Below are 15,689 nucleotides of genomic sequence, written 5' to 3' on the forward strand. Positions count from 1 at the left end.
GTCAGAGCGTCGCGGACGGCTGCGCGTCGTCGCCGCTGGGCCAGTCGCGGATGTAGGCCTTGAGCATGCGGTTCTCGAAGTTCTGGCTGTCGACCACCGCCTTGGCGACGTCGTAGAAGCTGATCACGCCCATCAGCATCCGCTTGTCCATCACCGGCATGTAGCGCGCATGGCGCTCCAGCATCATGCGGCGCACCTCGTCGAGCTCGGTCTCGGAGGTGCAGGTCAGCGGGTGGTCGTCCATCGCGCTGCGCACCAGCCTCTCGCCCACGACGCCGGCGTTCTTCACGATGCACTGGATCACTTCACGGAAGGTGAGCATGCCCACCAGTTCACCGTGTTCCATGACCACCAGGGAGCCGATGTCCTTGTCGGCCATCACCTCGATCGCGCGGGCGAGGGGCTCATCCGGCGTGACCGTGTAGAGCGTGTTGCCTTTGACGCGCAGGATGTCGCTGACCTTCATGCTGTCTCCTCGTTCGCAGCCCGCGGCCGCTGCGGATGAATATAGCCCACAATCCCGCGCACAGAGCACAACGGGACTGCAAGGAGACCCCCATGCCCGGCCATTCCGATCCCGGCTTCGACACGCTGGCCCTGCACGCCGGCGCCGCGCCGGACCCCGCGACCGGCGCCCGCGCCGTCCCCATCCACCTGACCACCTCGTTCGTCTTCGAGTCCAGCGACCACGCGGCCTCGCTCTTCAACCTGGAACGGCCGGGCCACGTCTACTCTCGCATCAGCAACCCGACCAATGCCGTGCTCGAGCAGCGGGTGGCGGCGCTGGAAGGCGGCATCGGCGCCATCGCCACGGCCAGCGGCCAGGCCGCGCTGCACCTGTCCATCGCCACGCTGATGGGTTCGGGCTCGCACATCGTCGCCAGCACCGCGCTCTACGGTGGCTCGCAGAACCTGCTGCACTACACCCTGCGCCGCTTCGGCATCGAGACCACTTTCGTCCAGCCGGGCGACATCGACGGCTGGAAGGCCGCCATCCGCTCCAACACCCGGCTGCTGTTCGGCGAGACGGTGGGCAACCCCGGCCTGGATGTGCTGGACATCCCCACCGTGGCGTCCATCGCGCACGACGCCGGCGTGCCGCTCCTGGTCGACTCCACCCTCACCTCGCCCTGGCTGATGAAGCCGCTGGAGCACGGGGCCGACCTGGTCTACCACTCGGCCACCAAGTTCCTGTCCGGCCATGGCACCGTCATCGGCGGCGTGGTGGTCGACGGCGGCAGCTTCGACTGGGAACGCTCGGGCCGCTTCGCCGAACTCACGCAGCCCTACGAAGGCTTCCACAACATGGTGTTCAGCGAGGAGTCCACGGTGGGCGCCTTTCTGCTGCGCGCCCGCCGCGAGGGCCTGCGCGACTTCGGCGCCTGCATGAGCCCGCACACGGCCTGGCTCATCCTGCAGGGCATCGAGACGCTGCCGCTGCGCATGGAGCGCCACGTGCGCAACACCGAGACGGTGGTGCGGTTCCTGGCCGAGCACCCCTTCGTGTCGCGCGTCGGCCATCCGCTGCTCGAATCCCACCCCAGCCACGCGCTGGCCCGCAAGCTGCTGCCGCGCGGCGCGGGCTCGGTGTTCAGCTTCGACATCCGCGGCACGCGCGCGCAGGGCCGCGCCTTCATCGACGCCCTTCGCCTGTTCAGCCACCTGGCCAACGTCGGCGACTGCCGCTCGCTGGTCATCCACCCGGCCAGCACCACGCACTTCCGCATGAGCGACGAGGCACTGGCGGGCGCGGGCATCACGCAGGGCACGATCCGGCTGTCGATCGGGCTGGAGGATCCCGACGACCTGGTCGACGACCTGAAGCGGGCGCTCAAGGCGGCCGAGAAGGCGGGAGCCTGACGATGGAGCTCACCGTCAACGGCCACCCGGCCTACTGCTACACCGGCGGCAAGCCCTTCGACGCCGCCAAGCCCACGGCCGTGTTCGTGCACGGCGTGCTGAACGACCACAGCGTCTGGACCCTGCAGACGCGCTACCTGGCCAACCACGGCTGGAACGTGCTGGCGGTCGACCTGCCGGGCCACTGCCGCAGCGGCGGCGACGCGCCGGCCAGCGTCGAGGAGGCGGCCGGCTTCATCGCCGCGCTGCTCGACGCCGCCGGCGTGCAGCGCGCCGCCCTGGTGGGCCACAGCTGGGGCTCGCTGATCGCGCTGGAGGCGGCCGCCCGGCTGGGTGAGCGCGTGAGCCACCTGGTCCTGGTGGGCACCGCGTTCCCGATGAAGGTGTCGCCGGCGCTGCTCGAGGCCTCGCTCGAGACGCCGGAGAAGGCGCTGCGCATGGTCAGCGTGTTCTCGCGCTCCACCCTGGCGCCCCCCGGCGGGGCAGGCGTCTGGGTCTACGGATCGAGCATGGCGCTGGGACGCCGGGTGCTGCGCAGCAATCCGGCGGTGAACGTCTTCCACCGCGGCTTCCAGGCCTGCGACCGCTACGCCAACGGCCTGCACGCCATCGCCGCCGTGCGCGCGCCCATCCTGTTCGTGCTGGGCGCGGTCGACCAGATGACGATGCCGCGGATGGCACAGCCGCTGGTCGATGCCGCGCGTGCCGCCGGCAAGCCGGTCGAGGTCGTCACGGTTCCGGTGGGCCACCACGAGATGGCCGAAGCGCCGGAGGAGACGTTGGCGGCGCTGAAGGCCTTCCTGGGACCATGATCGTCACCCCGCCGATGGACCCGGCGCGCGCGCAGGAGATCGCCGCCGGCTTCGACCTGCGCGCGCTGCCGCCGGACTTCTACGCCAATCCCTATCCGGTGTACGCCGCGCTGCGCGCGCACGAGCCGGTGCGGCGCATGCCCGACGGCTCCTGGCTGCTGACTCGCCATGCCGACCTGGTGGCGGTGTACCGCGACGCGCAGGCGTTCAGCTCCGACAAGCAGGTGGAGTTCACGCCCAAGTACGGCGAAGGCTCGCCCCTGCTGGCGCACCACACCACCAGCCTGGTGTTCAACGACCCGCCGCTGCACACGCGCGTGCGGCGCCTGATGATGGGCGCCCTCACCCGCCGTGCCATCGCCGGCATGGAGCCGGGCCTGGTCGTGTTGGTCGACAGCCTGCTCGACCGCATCGCGGCGCGCGATGGCGGCGACCTGGTGGAGGATTTCGCCGCAGCCATCCCGGTGGAGATCATCGGCAACCTGCTGGGCGTGCCGCACACCGAGCGCGGACCGCTGCGCGACTGGTCGCTGGCCATCCTGGGCGCGCTCGAGCCCCGGCTCACGCCCGCACAGGAAGAAGCGGGCAACCGCGCCGTGGTCGAGATGCTCGACTACCTGCGCGGCCTGGTCGCGCAGCGCCGGCGCCAGCCGGGCGACCCCGAGCACGACGTCCTGACGCGGCTGATCCAGGGCGACGGCGGCGAGCAGCTGTCCGAACACGAGCTGCTGCAAAACTGCATCTTCATCCTCAACGCCGGCCACGAGACCACCACCAACCTGATCGGCAATGCCCTGGTCGCCCTGCAGGAGTGGCCCGCGCAGAAGGCCGCCCTGCAGGCCGCCATCGACCGCGACCCGCAGGGGGTGTCGCTCGAGCCGGTGCTGTCGGCGGCGGTCGACGAGTTCCTGCGCTTCGAATCGTCCAACCAGCTGGGCAACCGGCGCGCCGTGCGCGCCTGCGAGGTGGGCGGCACGCGCTTCGAGGAGGGCGCCCTGGTGACCCTGTGCATCGGCGCCGCCAACCGCGACCCGGCCGTGTTCGACCGGCCGGACGAACTGGACCTGGCGCGCGCCGACAACCGGCACCTGGCATTCGGCTTCGGCATCCACCAGTGCGCCGGCCTCAGCCTGGCGCGGCTGGAGGGGCGTGTGGCGATCGGCCGCTTCCTGGCCCGCTTCCCCGGCTACCGCCTCGCCGCGCCGCCCACGCGGGGCGGCCGGGCCCGCTTCCGCGGCTTCCTGCACGCACCGTTCACGATCGGCTAGCAGCCAACTGCCGCAGCAGGTGCAGGCGGTCGAGCTTGCCGCCCGGAAGGCGGGGTAAGGCCGGCAGCACCACCAGGCGCCAGCCGGCATCCGGTCCTGGTGGCAGCGCGCCGGCCAGCCGCCCGGCGACCTCGCGCGCCCCGAGGGTGGGCGGCTGCGGGACCACCGCCACGGCCAGGGTCGCCTGGCCGTCGCCATGCAAGGCGACCACGGCGCAGTCGGCCACGATGGGGTGGCGACGCAACTCGTCTTCCAGCACCGCGGCCGGCACCTTGATGCCCCCCAGCACCACCAGGTCGTCGTGGCGGCCCAGCAGCTGCAGCAGGCGCGGCGCCACCAGCCGGCCGACGTCGCCGGTGAGGAACCAGCCATCGCGGAAGGCGGCGGCGCTGGCCTGCGGATCGTCCAGGTAGCCCGTCACCATGCAGGGCGAGCGCACGGCGATCAAGCCGTCGCGGCCCTCGGCCACCTCGCGGCCGGTGTCGTCGAGGATGCGCACCGCCACGCCCGTGTCGAGCTGGCCGGTCGCCTGCGCGTCCATCGCGACGCACACGGTGCTGGTCTCGTTGGTGCCGTAGCGGTTCTCGACCTCGGTGCCGAACACGGCGCGCACCCGGGCTGCCAGCGCCGCCGGCACGCGACCGCCGATCGTGCTCACCGCCACCGGCCGCGGCGCGGCATGACCAGCCGGCAGCTCGTCCAGCAGCCGCGCCACTTGCGCCGGCAGCCCGGCGACGTGGGTGGGCGCAAGCGTTCCGATGGCGGCGCCGCTCCCGACCAGCACCGCGCCGCCGCGGCGCAGCCAGCCGCAGATGCGCAGGTAGCTGGCGTTCACGACCAGGGGCGCCAGCACCAGCAGGCGCGTGCCGGCGACGAGATCCCAGCCGGGCACCTCCAGCAGCGTACGGATGCGCAGGTCGAGCACGGCATGCGAGAGCGCCAGCAAGCGCGCCGCGCCACTCGACCCGGAGGTCGACGCCAGCCGGGCCGGCCGGGCAGCGTCGAGCGGACCGCCGCCCTCGTCGGGCAGGCCGACCTGCCAGCGCTGGACGAACGCCTGGTCGAACCGGTGCAAGGTCACCCCTGCCGGCGCCCGGAAGTCGGCGTCCGAGAACCAGTGCTGCACCCGGGCCAGCACCGCGGCCGTGCCGGCATCCGGGCCCAGGACCGAGGCCGTGACGCAGCCCAGGCTCTCCGCCGCGAGCAGCACCACCAGTTGCGGCCCCAGGCCCAGCCCGGTGCCGCCCACCGCGACCCGCTCGCCCGCGCGCAGCCCCAGGGCGCGCAACTCGCGCGCACAGCGCCGCACCAGCAGGTCGAGCTCGCCGTAGCGCAGGTCGACGCCGCGTTCGTGCAGCGCCAGTGCGCCGGGGTTGCGCTGCGCCTGGCTGCGCAGGTGGTCGGCGGTGCAGGCCGTCAGCTGCATGGGGATGCCCGCGCCCCGGCCTGCAGGAACAGGCGCAGCAAGGCGGCGCGATCGAGCTTGCCGCCCGGCAACCGCGGCAGGGCGTCGACCGTGAGCAGCCGGATGCCGAGTGCGGCGACATCGGCCAGCGCCGGCTCCAATTCGGCCTGCGCCTCGGCGACGCTGCGGCCCGGCCTCAGCACGACGGCGATGCCCAGCGTGGTGCGGCCGCCATCCAGCTGCACGGACAAGGCGGCCGCGGCGGCCAGCGACGGCAGGCGGGCCAGCCGCTCCTCCAGCACGGCGGCGCCGATCTTCAGTCCGCCGACGCTGAGCAGGTCGTCGCGCCGCCCGAGCAGCCGCAGTCGCCGTGGCGCCACCAGCTGGCCCACGTCGTTGCTGACGTACCAGCCGTCGCGGAAGGCGCGCGCGGTCTCCTGCGGCCGCTGCAGGTAGCCGCCCACGAGCGCCGGCGTGCGCACGGCGACCGTGCCCTGCGCGCCCGCCGGCAACGCATGGCCGTCGTCGTCGAGGATGCGGACGTCGGCGCCCGGGCACAGCGTGCCGGTGCCGTCCTCGTCCATGTCGTCGCAGACCGGGCCGGCCTCGCCGCAGCCGTACAGGCTGCGCGGCCGCGCGCCCAGCACGGCTTCGGCGCGTTGCCGCAGCCAGGCGGGCAGCACGCCGCCGACCACCTCGCTCTCGACGCGCCAGGGCAGCCGGGTGTCCGGCGGCATGGCGGCCAGCAGCGCGTCGAGGTGGGCCGGCAGGCCATACAGGGCGGTCGGCCGCAGCACCGCCAGGTCGAGATGGCTGCCGCCGACGATGGCGGCACCGGCCCGCAGGCAGGCGGCCGCGCGCGGGAAGGCGCCGCCCACCACCAGCGGCGCCAGCAACAGCAGGCGGGTGCCGCGGCCCCGCACGCCAGCGCCTTCGCCGAGCACCAGGTCGATCCACCACTCCTGCCCCGCCCGGGTGTGCTGCAGGATCTTGGGCTCGCCGGTCGATCCCGACGTGCGGCCCATGCGCTGCGGTGCCTCGGGCGGCGTCTCCACCCAGGGCGGCGGCGGACCCTCCAGCGGCTGGTCCAGCGCCTGCAGGAAGGCCGCATCGACCGGCACGAGCCGCACGCCGGCCGGCACCTCCTGCCGCTCGCCGGCCAGCACCCACTGCACGTGCCGGAACACGGTGGCCGCGCCGGCATCGCCGCTGGCGCCGAACGACGCCGTGACGGCGCCCAGGCCTTCGGCGGCCAGCAAGGCCACCAGCTGCCGCGCGATGCCCGGGCCGCCGACCGCCACCCGGTCGCCCGGACGGACGCCCAGCGCCGCCAGACGCTGCGCGCAGCGCAGCACCCGGTGGTGGAAGGTGCCGTAGCTGACCGGCCCGTGCTCGTCATGGATGGCCAGGCGTTGCGGCTCGGCGGCGGCGACCGCACCGACCTGGGCCGCGGTGCACTGGTGTGCCGTCATGCCGCGCCGGCCCGTTCGACGAACCGGCGCAAGAGCGCGGCGCGATCGAGCTTGCCGGCGGTCAGGCGTGGCAAGGCGTCCAGCGCCAGGAGGCGGATGCCCAACCCGGCCACGTCGGCCAGCGCCGGCGCGATCTCGGCCCGGGCCTGCGCGAGCGTGCGGCCGGGCGCCAGCACCACGGCGACGCCCAGCGTGGTGCGGCCGCCATCCAGCTGCACGCTCAGCACCGCCGCGGCGGCCAGCGACGCCAACCCCGCCAGCCGCTCCTCCAGCAGGCTGCAGGCGACCTTGACGCCGCGCACCACCAGCACGTCGTCGCGGCGGCCGACCAGGCGCAGGACGCCCGGCGCCACCTGCGCGCCGGCATCGCCGGTGATGTACCAGCCGTCGCGGAACGCCTGGGCGCTGGCCGCGGGATCCTGCAGGTAGCCGCCCGCCACGGCCGGCGTGCGCAGCGCGATGGTGCCGACCTCCCCCGGCGGGAGGTCGTGCCCGGCGTCATCCAGGATGCGCAGCTCCACGCCCGGCATCACGGCGCCGACGCCGTCCTCGTCGATCGCCTCGCAGATCGGCCCGGCCTCGTTGCAGCCATAGCGGTTGTGCACGGCGACACCGAGGGCGGCCGAGGCCCGGTCGCGCAGCCAGCGCGGGACGGCGCCACCCACCACGCAGGCGGCGATGGGCGATGGCAGCACCACCCCCGCCGGCAGCGCGGCCACGAAGCCCTCCAGGTGGGCCGGCAGGCCGAACAGCGCGGTCGGGCGCAGTGCGTCCAGGTCGAGTTCGTAGCCCGCCAGGACCGCCGCGCCCACCCGCAGGCAGGCGCTGGCCCGCGCATAGGCGCCGCCGACCACCAGCGGGCACAGCAGCAGCATGCGCGAGTCGGCGCCGTGGGCCAGCAGGCAGCTGGAGTAGGCCGACGCCACCCACCATTCGTAGGCAGTGCGGTCGTGCAGCAGGAACTTGGGCGCGCCCGAGGAGCCCGAGGTGCGGGCCAGGCGCTGCGGCGTATCGGGCGCCAGTGCGGGCCAGGCGACTGCCGGTGCGGCCAGCGGCTGGCGCCAGGCCTGGACGAAGGCATCGTCGAGCGCAACGAAGCGCACGCCCGCGGGGACCTGTTGCGGGAGGCCGGCGATCACCCAGTGCACCTGCCGGAACAATGCCGGCGCGGCGGCGTCGCCTTCGGCAGCGAACGAAGCGGTGACTCCCCCCAGCCCCTCGACGGCGATGGACACGGCCAGTTGCCGCCCCAGCCCCGGACCGCCGATGGCGACCCGGTCGCCGGCACGAAACCCCATCGAGACCAGGAGCTGCGCGCAACGCACGACGCGGTGGCGGAACTCGCCATAGGACAGCGGCCCCTCCTCGTCGTGCACGGCCAGCCGGCCGGGTGCACGGTCCGCGACCGCCTCGAGCTGGATCGCGGTGGCGGCGGGCAGGGTCATGCGCGCGTCACACCACGTCCTTCAGGTACAGCCCGCTCCAGGCGCCGCTGGCCCACAGGCGCGCGCTGGCCTCGGTGCGTGGCAGCAGCAGGTGGCGCAGCAGCGGCTCGAGCGCGGTCGATTGCACGTCGGCCAGCAGGATGTAGCGCATGGCGACGGCGTCGTCGACCTCGTTCAGCCGCCCGACCCAGTCGAGTTGCACCAGGGTCTCGAGCACCGGTTCGAGCTGCAGCGGGTCGACGCCGAGGGCGGTGACCAGTTCGTCGATCGACAGGCCGCGGCGCGCGCTGGCGCGCACCCGGTGCAGGTGCTGCAGGACTTCCAACGCCAGCTGGAACTGCCAGCCGTGCGCGGTGGCCAGCCGCCGGCTCGCCCCCAGCAGGCTGGGCAGGTAGGCGGCCACCACGGCGCCCAGCAGCACCACGATCCAGGCGAGATAGATCCACACCAGCAGGATGGGCACGGTGGCGAAGGCGCCGTACACCACCGACAGGGTGGGCACCGCCCCCAGGTACCAGGCCAGCAGCCGCTTGGCCAGCTCGATGCCGAAGGCGGCGAACAGGCCGCCGGCGATGGCATGCGAGTGGCGCACCGGCGCATTGGGCACGTAGTGGTACAGGCTGGACAGGCCGGCGGCCAGCAGGATGAACTCCATCACGTCGATGACGAACTGCACCGCGCCCGGGATGCCCGATACCAGCCCGCGCGACGCGTACAGCGCGTAGGAGGTGAAACTCAGGCTGGCGGCCAGCAGCAGCGGCCCCAGCGTCATGACGGCCCAGTACACCAGCACCCGTTGCGCCAGCGGGCGCGGCCGGCGCACCCGCCAGATGTTGTTCAGGGTGCGGTCGATGGTGAGCACCAGCGCCAGCGCCGAGAAGAACAGCACCGTGAAACCCAGCGTGCCCAGCCGGCTGGCCTTGCCCGAGAACTGCGTCAGGTAGCCCAGCACCTGGCGCGCGATGGCGTCGGGCACCAGGCTCTGCACCAGCCACTGCTGCAGCGAGCCCTGCAGCTTGCTGAACATCGGGAACGCGGTGAACACCGCCAGGGCCACCGTGACCAGGGGCACCAGCGCGATGGTGGTGGTGAACGTGAGGCTGCTGGCGGTGAGGCCCAGGCGGTCCTCCCGGAACCGTTCGCGCAGCGTGCGCGCCGTCGAGAGCCAGGGAAAGCGCGAGAGCTCGGCGAGCAGCGGGGCCACGTTCATCGGCCGCTATGATGCCACCGGCCATGCACGACACCTCTCCTGCCGCAACGGCGGCCTCGCCCGAGCTGCGGGCCATCCGCGCACTGGCTGTCGGCAGCCTGGTGGCGCTGATCGCCTTTGACGTCGCCTGGGACCTGGCGGTCACCGACCTCAGGCCCAGCGGCCTGTGGACCGCGCTCAAGGTGCTGCCCCTGTGCATCGCCCTGTCGGGGCTGCTGCGGCACCGCATGTACACGTACCGCTGGATGTCGCTGCTGGTGTGGCTGTATTTCGTCGAGGGCGTGGTGCGCGCGTGGAGCGAACGCGGCGCCGCCCGCGGGCTGGCCGGCCTGGAAATCCTGCTGTGCCTGCTCCTGTTCGCCGCCTGCGGGCTGCACGTTCGCCAGCGCCTGGGCTGGGGAAGGAAGAAACGATGACCGAGCTGATCGAACGACTGCGGGCCCTGGTGGGCGCCGCCAACGTGCTCACCGAGGGCGACCTGAGCGCCTGGGAGCAGGACTGGCGCAAGCGCGCGCGCGGCAAGGCGCTGGCCGTGGTGCGGCCGGGCAGCACGGTGGAAGTGGCCGGCGTCGTGCGCGCCTGCGCGGCGGCCGGCGTCTCCATCGTGCCCCAGGGCGGCAACACCGGCCTGGTGGTGGGCGGCGTGCCGGATGCCAGCGGCCGCCAGGTGGTGCTGAGCCTGCAGCGCATGGCCACGGTGCGTGCCGTCGACCGCGACAACCTCACCATGACCGTGGACGCCGGCTGCGTGCTGCAGTCGGTGCAGGAGGCTGCCGACCAGGCCGGTTTCATGTTCCCGCTCAGCCTGGCCGCGGAAGGCAGCTGCACCATTGGCGGCAACCTCGCCACCAACGCCGGCGGCACGCAGGTTCTGCGCTACGGCAACACGCGCGAACTGTGCCTGGGGCTGGAGGTGGTCACGGCCGCGGGCGAGGTGTGGGACGGCCTCACCGGCCTGCGCAAGGACAACACCGGCTACGACCTGCGCCAGCTGTTCATCGGCAGCGAGGGCACGCTGGGCGTCATCACGGCCGCCACGCTGAAGCTGTATCCCAAGCCGGCCGCGACGCTCACCGCCTGGGCGGCCGTGCCGTCCGTGGCGAAGGCGGTCGAACTGCTGGCGCTCGCGCAGCAGCGGCTGGCCGCGGGGCTCACGGGTTTCGAGCTGATGGGCCGCTTCGCGCTGCAGCTGGTGGACAAGCACCACCCGCAGCTGCGCGTGCCCTTCGTGCAGGACAGCCCCTACGGGGTGCTGCTGGAGAACTCGGACAGCGAGTCGGAAGCCCATGCCCGCGAGCGCTTCGAGGCCCTGCTCGCCGACGCCTTCGAGGCCGGCCTGTGCACCGACGCCGTGGTGGCCGAGAACCTGGCGCAGGCACACCAGCTCTGGCACATCCGCGAGAGCATTCCGCTGGCGCAGGCCGACGAAGGCCTGAACGTCAAGCACGACATCTCGGTGCCGATCTCGCGCATCCCGGCGTTCTGCGAGGAAACCGACGCCCTCCTGCAGCGCGAGATCCCGGGCGTGCGGCTGGTGAATTTCGGCCACCTGGGCGACGGCAACCTGCACTACAACGTGCAGGCGCCCGAGGGCGGCGACCACGCCGCCTTCCTGCGCCAGTACGAGGACCGGGTGAACACGCTGGTGTACGACCAGGTGCACCGCTACAACGGCTCGATCTCGGCCGAGCACGGCATCGGCGAGCTCAAGGTCGACAAGCTGCCGCACTACAAGTCGCCGGTGGCCCTGGCCCTGATGCGCAGCGTCAAGCAGGCCCTGGACCCGCAGGGCATCCTCAATCCGGGTCGCGTGGTGCACGGATAATTGCCGCCATGACGCGCCCCGTCCGCTCCCAGTACGAAGACTTCATGCGCCATGTCCACGAGCATGGCACGCCCAAGCAGGATCGAACCGGCACCGGCACGCGCAGCGTGTTCGGCCACCAGATGCGGTTCGACCTGGCCGAGGGCTTCCCGCTGGTGACGACCAAGAAGGTCCACCTGAAGTCCATCATCCACGAGCTGCTGTGGTTCCTGGAGGGCTCGAGCGACAACAACCGGCTGCGCGAGCGCGGCGTCACGATCTGGGACGAGTGGGCGCGCGAGGACGGCGACCTGGGCCCGGTGTACGGCGTGCAGTGGCGCAGCTGGCCCACGCCGGATGGCGGCCAGATCGACCAGATCGCCGAGGCGGTGAAGACCATCCGCACCAACCCGGATTCGCGCCGCATCATCGTCAGCGCCTGGAACGTGGCCGACCTGCCGAAGATGGCGCTGGCGCCCTGCCACGCGTTCTTCCAGTTCTACGTGGCGGACGGCAAGCTGTCGTGCCAGCTGTACCAGCGCAGCGCCGACATCTTCCTGGGCGTGCCGTTCAACATCGCCAGCTACGCCCTGCTCACCCACATGATGGCGCAGCAGTGCGACCTGGGCGTGGGCGACTTCATCTGGACCGGCGGCGACTGCCACATCTACAGCAACCACGACGAGCAGGTGCAGCTGCAGCTGTCGCGCCAGCCCTTCCCCTACCCGGTGCTCAAGATCCACCGCAAGCCGGCCTCCATCTTCGACTACCGCTTCGAGGACTTCGAGGTGCAGGAGTACCAGTGCCACGGCGCCATCAAGGCGCCCGTGGCGGTATGAACAGCCCGGCCGCCGCCAAGGCCCAGGGCACCGCAGCGCGCCGCGCGCAGGGGATGCGATGACCACCGCGACGCTCGGCCTGATCTACGCCCGCGCCGCCAACGGCGTGATCGGCCGCGACGGCGGCCTGCCTTGGCACCTGCCCGAGGACCTGGCCCACTTCAAGGCCGTGACCCTGGGCGCGCCGGTGATCATGGGCCGCAAGACCTGGGATTCGCTGCCGCCGAAGTTCCGGCCGTTGCCGGGCCGGCGCAACATCGTCGTGACGCGGCAGGCGGATTGGACCGCCGGCGGGGCCGAACGGGCCGCTTCGCTCGAGCAGGCGGTCGCTCTGTGCCACGATGTGCCGCGCGCCTGGGTCATCGGCGGCGCCGAGCTGTATGCGCAGGCGGAGCCGCTGGCCCAGGTGGCGGAAGTCACCGAGATCGACCAGGCGTTCGACGGCGATGCCCGGGCGCCGACGCTGGGGCCGGGCTGGCGGGAAGTGTCCCGCGCCCGTCACGTCGCGGCCTCGGGGCTGGCCTACAGTTTCGTCACCTACCACCACGCCACCCACGGAGGGCACTGACATGTCCGGAGCCGGTTTCCACGTCCACGGTCCCCACGACCACGAGCTCGAGCACGCCACCCACCACGCCGCCGAAAGCCACGGCGCCGGCGGCATGGTCAACCAGGTCGCCATGTTCACGGCCGTCATCGCCACGGTCGGCGCGATCTTCGCGTACATGGGCGGCGCCACCCAGGCCAATGCCGGGCTGTACAAGAACAACGCCGCGATCAAGAAGACCGAGGCGTCCAACCAGTGGAACTACTTCCAGGCCAAGAGCACGAAGCAGTCGCTGGCCGAGGTGTCGCGCGACCTCGCTCCCACGGAGGCGGACAAGGCCAAGTACCAGGCCAAGATCGACCGCTACGAGAAGGAGAAGAAGGAGATCGAGACCGAGGCGCGCAAGATCGAGGATGACGCCAAGGCCTGGGATGCGAAGAGCGATGCCCAGATGCACGAGCACCACCGCTGGGCGCAGGCCACCACCGCGCTGCAGGTGGCGATCGCGCTGGCCGCCATCGCGCTGCTCACGCGCAAGAAGTGGCTCGAGTGGGGCATGTTCGGCATGGGCGCGATCGGTGTCGGCATCGGCGCGCTGGCGCTGCTGCACATCTGAACCGCGCATGAAGATCACGACCTGGAACGTCAATTCGCTCACCGCGCGCCTGCAGCACGTGCTGGACTGGCTGGCCGCCAACCCGGTCGACGTGCTGTGCCTGCAGGAGCTCAAGCTCACCGACGACAAGTTCCCGCTGGAGGCGATCCGCGCCGCCGGCTACCCGCACTGCGCGGTGTTCGGCCAGAAGACGTACAACGGCGTCGCCGTCCTCAGCCGCACCGAGCTGCGCGACGTCGCGAGGAACATCGCCGGCTTCGAGGACGAGCATTCGCGCGTGATCAGTGCCACGGTGGACGGCCCGTCCGGTGCGCTGCGGGTGGTGAACGGCTACTTCGTCAACGGGCAGGCACCCGGCACGGACAAGTTCGCCTACAAGATGAACTGGCTGGGCGCCCTCAACCAGTACGTCTGCGGTGAACTCCAGCAGCACCCGCACCTGGTGCTGCTGGGCGACTTCAACATCGCCCCCGAAGACCGCGACTCGTTCGACCCGGACGGACTGCGCGACACCATCCACCACACCCGCGAGGAGCGCGAGCACTTCCAGAAGCTGCTGGGCCTGGGCCTGTGCGACAGCTTCCGCCTGTTCGAGCAGCCGGACAGGAGCTACAGCTGGTGGGACTACCGGATGCTGGGCTACCAGAAGAACCGCGGCCTGCGCATCGACCACGTGCTGGTGAGCGAAGCCCTCAAGCCGCAGGTGCGGGCCTGCACCATCGACCGCACGCCCCGCAAGTGGAAGCAGCCCAGCGACCACGCGCCGGTGACGATCGAACTGGGCTGACGAGCGGGCCCTTCCCCGCGGCGCAGGACGCCCTCACGGAGCGGGAAACGTCCTGACTCCCAAACCCCACTGATCTGCCCCCCTCCCCCTCGGGGGAGAGGGATGGGGAGTGGGGGTTCCTGCCTGGGTCTGCGGTCTTTCGGCTATTCCAGCCCCAGTTCCTGGATCTTTCTCGTGATGGTGTTGCGGCCGATGCCCAGCTTCTGGGCCGCTTCGATGCGGCGGCCGCGGGTGTTGGCCAGCGCCGTCAGGATGAGGCGCGACTCGAAGCGGCGGGTGAGCTCGTCCCAGACGTCGTGGCGGCCGGCGACCAGCAGCTCCATGGCCTCGGCCTCCAGGCCGCTCTCCCAGGTGCCGGCCGGGCCGGCCGGCGGCAGGTTCGCCGGCGCCAGGGCGGGCGCCTCGCCGGCGGGCCGGACCAGGTCGGCCGGGGCGGCGGCGCGCGGCGCGGTTTCGGCGGCGCCGGCCACCTCGGGCGGCAGGTCCTTGGGCTCGATCAGCTGCGCGGGCGCCATGACGGTGAGCCAGTGGCAGATGTTCTCGAGCTGGCGCACGTTGCCGGGGAAACCGAAGCCGGTGAGCCGGACGACGGCGGCGTCGGAGATGCGCTTGGGTTCCACGCCCAGCTGCTTGGCCGAGGCCTGCAGGAAGTGGCGCGCCAGCATCGGGATGTCCTCGCGCCGCTCGCGCAGGGCAGGCAGGCGCAGCCGGATGACGTTCAGGCGGTGGAACAGGTCCTCCCGGAACGCGCCTTCCTTGACGCGCTGCTCCAGGTCCTGGTGGGTGGCCGCGATGACGCGCACGTTGGCCTTGACGGCGTTGTGGCCGCCCACGCGGTAGAAGTGCCCGTCGGACAACACGCGCAGCAGGCGCGTCTGGAGGTCGAACGGCATGTCGCCGATCTCGTCGAGGAACAGCGTGCCGCCCTCGGCCTGCTCGAAGCGGCCGCGGCGCATGGTCTGCGCACCGGTGAAAGCGCCCCGCTCGTGGCCGAACAGCTCGCTCTCCAGCAGGTCCTTGGGGATGGCCGCCGTGTTGATGGCGACGAAGGGGCCGGTGGCACGGGGTGAATGCTTGTGCAGCGCGCGCGCCACCAGCTCCTTGCCGGTGCCCGACTCGCCGGTGATCATGACCGTGACATTGCTCTGGGACAGCCGGCCGATGGCGCGGAACACGTCCTGCATGGCGGGCGCCTGGCCCAGCATCTCGGGCGTGGCGGCCATGCGCTCCTCGGCCACCTCCTCGCGCTGGCTCTCCTCCACCGCGCGCCGGATCAGCTCGATGGCCTTGGGCAGGTCGAACGGCTTGGGCAGGTACTCGAACGCGCCGCCCTGGAACGCCGAGACGGCGCTGTCCAGGTCGGAGAAGGCCGTCATGATGATGACGGGCAGCCCCGGGTGCTTTTCCTTGACCTTGGAGAGCAGGTCCAGGCCGCTGCCACCGGGCATGCGGATGTCGCTCACCAGGATCTGCGGGCCCTGCTCGTCGTTGGCGCTCTCGAGGGCCTGCAGCACCTCGCGGGCATTGGTGAAGCTGCGCGTGGGCAGCTCTTCTCGCAACAGCGCTTTCTCCAGCACGAAGCGAATGGATTGGTCATCGTCAACGATCCAGATCGGCTTCATGG

15 protein-coding genes are annotated in these 15,689 nt (G+C 72.0%); 9 read left to right on the forward strand and 6 right to left on the reverse strand.

Annotated elements, in window-relative coordinates:
• Position 1 precedes the first annotated feature (1 nt).
• Positions 2 to 466: a CBS domain-containing protein gene (locus GON04_RS05555; protein WP_157396951.1), complete on the reverse strand. Its 465-nt coding sequence runs from the start codon at positions 464 to 466 to the stop codon at positions 2 to 4.
• A 92-nt stretch (positions 467 to 558) separates the two neighbouring features.
• On the opposite strand from GON04_RS05555, the gene GON04_RS05560 reads away from it, so the two are divergent.
• The 3 genes from GON04_RS05560 to GON04_RS05570 are packed head-to-tail and all read left to right on the forward strand — an operon-like array spanning position 559 to position 3,940.
• Complete coding sequence (locus GON04_RS05560; RefSeq protein WP_157396952.1) at positions 559 to 1,860, forward strand: O-acetylhomoserine aminocarboxypropyltransferase; 1,302 nt, start codon at positions 559 to 561, stop codon at positions 1,858 to 1,860.
• Positions 1,861 to 1,862: 2 nt separating this feature from the next.
• Positions 1,863 to 2,672, forward strand: a complete 810-nt coding sequence (locus GON04_RS05565; protein WP_157396953.1) for an alpha/beta fold hydrolase — start codon at positions 1,863 to 1,865, stop codon at positions 2,670 to 2,672.
• Positions 2,669 to 3,940, forward strand: a complete 1,272-nt coding sequence (locus GON04_RS05570; RefSeq protein ID WP_232532943.1) for a cytochrome P450 — start codon at positions 2,669 to 2,671, stop codon at positions 3,938 to 3,940. The genes GON04_RS05565 and GON04_RS05570 overlap by 4 nt, the downstream gene beginning before the upstream one ends.
• On the opposite strand, the gene GON04_RS05575 is transcribed toward GON04_RS05570, so the two are convergent.
• From GON04_RS05575 to GON04_RS05590, 4 genes are read right to left on the reverse strand one after another with little or no spacing between them, the layout of a single operon-like run.
• Positions 3,927 to 5,366: a class I adenylate-forming enzyme family protein gene (locus tag GON04_RS05575; RefSeq protein WP_157396954.1), complete on the reverse strand. Its 1,440-nt coding sequence runs from the start codon at positions 5,364 to 5,366 to the stop codon at positions 3,927 to 3,929. The genes GON04_RS05570 and GON04_RS05575 overlap by 14 nt on opposite strands.
• Entirely contained in the window at positions 5,357 to 6,817 is a 1,461-nt protein-coding gene (locus GON04_RS05580; RefSeq protein ID WP_157396955.1) for an AMP-binding protein, read from the reverse strand. The genes GON04_RS05575 and GON04_RS05580 overlap by 10 nt, the downstream gene beginning before the upstream one ends.
• On the reverse strand, positions 6,814 to 8,262 hold the full coding sequence (locus tag GON04_RS05585) for a class I adenylate-forming enzyme family protein (protein ID WP_157396956.1): 1,449 nt from the start codon (positions 8,260 to 8,262) through the stop codon (positions 6,814 to 6,816). The genes GON04_RS05580 and GON04_RS05585 overlap by 4 nt, the downstream gene beginning before the upstream one ends.
• Before the next feature lie 7 nt (positions 8,263 to 8,269).
• Positions 8,270 to 9,472: a YihY family inner membrane protein gene (locus GON04_RS05590; RefSeq protein WP_157396957.1), complete on the reverse strand. Its 1,203-nt coding sequence runs from the start codon at positions 9,470 to 9,472 to the stop codon at positions 8,270 to 8,272.
• A 23-nt stretch (positions 9,473 to 9,495) separates the two neighbouring features.
• On the opposite strand from GON04_RS05590, the gene GON04_RS05595 reads away from it, so the two are divergent.
• Genes GON04_RS05595 through xth form a run of 6 tightly spaced genes read left to right on the forward strand, consistent with a single transcriptional unit; the run spans position 9,496 to position 14,065 of the window.
• Positions 9,496 to 9,888, forward strand: coding sequence for a DUF2069 domain-containing protein (locus GON04_RS05595; RefSeq protein ID WP_157396958.1), 393 nt, complete (start codon positions 9,496 to 9,498; stop codon positions 9,886 to 9,888).
• Complete coding sequence (locus GON04_RS05600; protein ID WP_157396959.1) at positions 9,885 to 11,297, forward strand: FAD-binding oxidoreductase; 1,413 nt, start codon at positions 9,885 to 9,887, stop codon at positions 11,295 to 11,297. Before GON04_RS05595 ends, GON04_RS05600 begins: the two co-directional genes overlap by 4 nt.
• A gap of 8 nt (positions 11,298 to 11,305) precedes the next feature.
• A complete protein-coding gene (locus GON04_RS05605; protein WP_157396960.1) occupies positions 11,306 to 12,115 on the forward strand; it encodes a thymidylate synthase in 810 nt (269 codons plus the stop codon).
• A gap of 58 nt (positions 12,116 to 12,173) precedes the next feature.
• Positions 12,174 to 12,683, forward strand: coding sequence for a dihydrofolate reductase (locus GON04_RS05610; protein ID WP_157396961.1), 510 nt, complete (start codon positions 12,174 to 12,176; stop codon positions 12,681 to 12,683).
• 1 nt (position 12,684) lies between these two features.
• Positions 12,685 to 13,278 (forward strand): DUF4337 domain-containing protein, encoded by a 594-nt coding sequence (locus GON04_RS05615; protein ID WP_157396962.1) that lies wholly within the window; start codon positions 12,685 to 12,687, stop codon positions 13,276 to 13,278.
• A gap of 7 nt (positions 13,279 to 13,285) precedes the next feature.
• The gene (xth, locus tag GON04_RS05620; protein ID WP_157396963.1) at positions 13,286 to 14,065 is read left to right on the forward strand and encodes an exodeoxyribonuclease III; all 780 of its coding nucleotides are present in this window, start codon (positions 13,286 to 13,288) and stop codon (positions 14,063 to 14,065) included.
• 143 nt (positions 14,066 to 14,208) lie between these two features.
• Here the strand turns inward: xth and ntrC are convergent, their stop codons facing one another.
• Positions 14,209 to 15,687, reverse strand: a complete 1,479-nt coding sequence (gene ntrC / locus GON04_RS05625; protein ID WP_157398367.1) for a nitrogen regulation protein NR(I) — start codon at positions 15,685 to 15,687, stop codon at positions 14,209 to 14,211.
• Between the last annotated feature and the right edge of the window lie 2 nt (positions 15,688 to 15,689).

This window comes from Ramlibacter pinisoli (genome assembly GCF_009758015.1).
Taxonomy (GTDB): Bacteria; Pseudomonadota; Gammaproteobacteria; order Burkholderiales; family Burkholderiaceae_C; genus Ramlibacter; species Ramlibacter pinisoli.

Excerpts from the sequence above, each read along its gene's own strand:
- GON04_RS05555 (WP_157396951.1), bottom strand. The coding sequence starts at position 466 with ATGAAGGTCAGCGACATCCTGCGCGTCAAAGGCAACACGCTCTACACG.
- GON04_RS05560 (WP_157396952.1), top strand. The coding sequence starts at position 559 with ATGCCCGGCCATTCCGATCCCGGCTTCGACACGCTGGCCCTGCACGCC.
- GON04_RS05565 (WP_157396953.1), top strand. The coding sequence starts at position 1,863 with ATGGAGCTCACCGTCAACGGCCACCCGGCCTACTGCTACACCGGCGGC.
- GON04_RS05570 (WP_232532943.1), top strand. The coding sequence starts at position 2,669 with ATGATCGTCACCCCGCCGATGGACCCGGCGCGCGCGCAGGAGATCGCC.
- GON04_RS05575 (WP_157396954.1), bottom strand. The coding sequence starts at position 5,366 with ATGCAGCTGACGGCCTGCACCGCCGACCACCTGCGCAGCCAGGCGCAG.
- GON04_RS05580 (WP_157396955.1), bottom strand. The coding sequence starts at position 6,817 with ATGACGGCACACCAGTGCACCGCGGCCCAGGTCGGTGCGGTCGCCGCC.
- GON04_RS05585 (WP_157396956.1), bottom strand. The coding sequence starts at position 8,262 with ATGACCCTGCCCGCCGCCACCGCGATCCAGCTCGAGGCGGTCGCGGAC.
- GON04_RS05590 (WP_157396957.1), bottom strand. The coding sequence starts at position 9,472 with ATGAACGTGGCCCCGCTGCTCGCCGAGCTCTCGCGCTTTCCCTGGCTC.
- GON04_RS05595 (WP_157396958.1), top strand. The coding sequence starts at position 9,496 with ATGCACGACACCTCTCCTGCCGCAACGGCGGCCTCGCCCGAGCTGCGG.
- GON04_RS05600 (WP_157396959.1), top strand. The coding sequence starts at position 9,885 with ATGACCGAGCTGATCGAACGACTGCGGGCCCTGGTGGGCGCCGCCAAC.
- GON04_RS05605 (WP_157396960.1), top strand. The coding sequence starts at position 11,306 with ATGACGCGCCCCGTCCGCTCCCAGTACGAAGACTTCATGCGCCATGTC.
- GON04_RS05610 (WP_157396961.1), top strand. The coding sequence starts at position 12,174 with ATGACCACCGCGACGCTCGGCCTGATCTACGCCCGCGCCGCCAACGGC.
- GON04_RS05615 (WP_157396962.1), top strand. The coding sequence starts at position 12,685 with ATGTCCGGAGCCGGTTTCCACGTCCACGGTCCCCACGACCACGAGCTC.
- xth (WP_157396963.1), top strand. The coding sequence starts at position 13,286 with ATGAAGATCACGACCTGGAACGTCAATTCGCTCACCGCGCGCCTGCAG.
- ntrC (WP_157398367.1), bottom strand. The coding sequence starts at position 15,687 with ATGAAGCCGATCTGGATCGTTGACGATGACCAATCCATTCGCTTCGTG.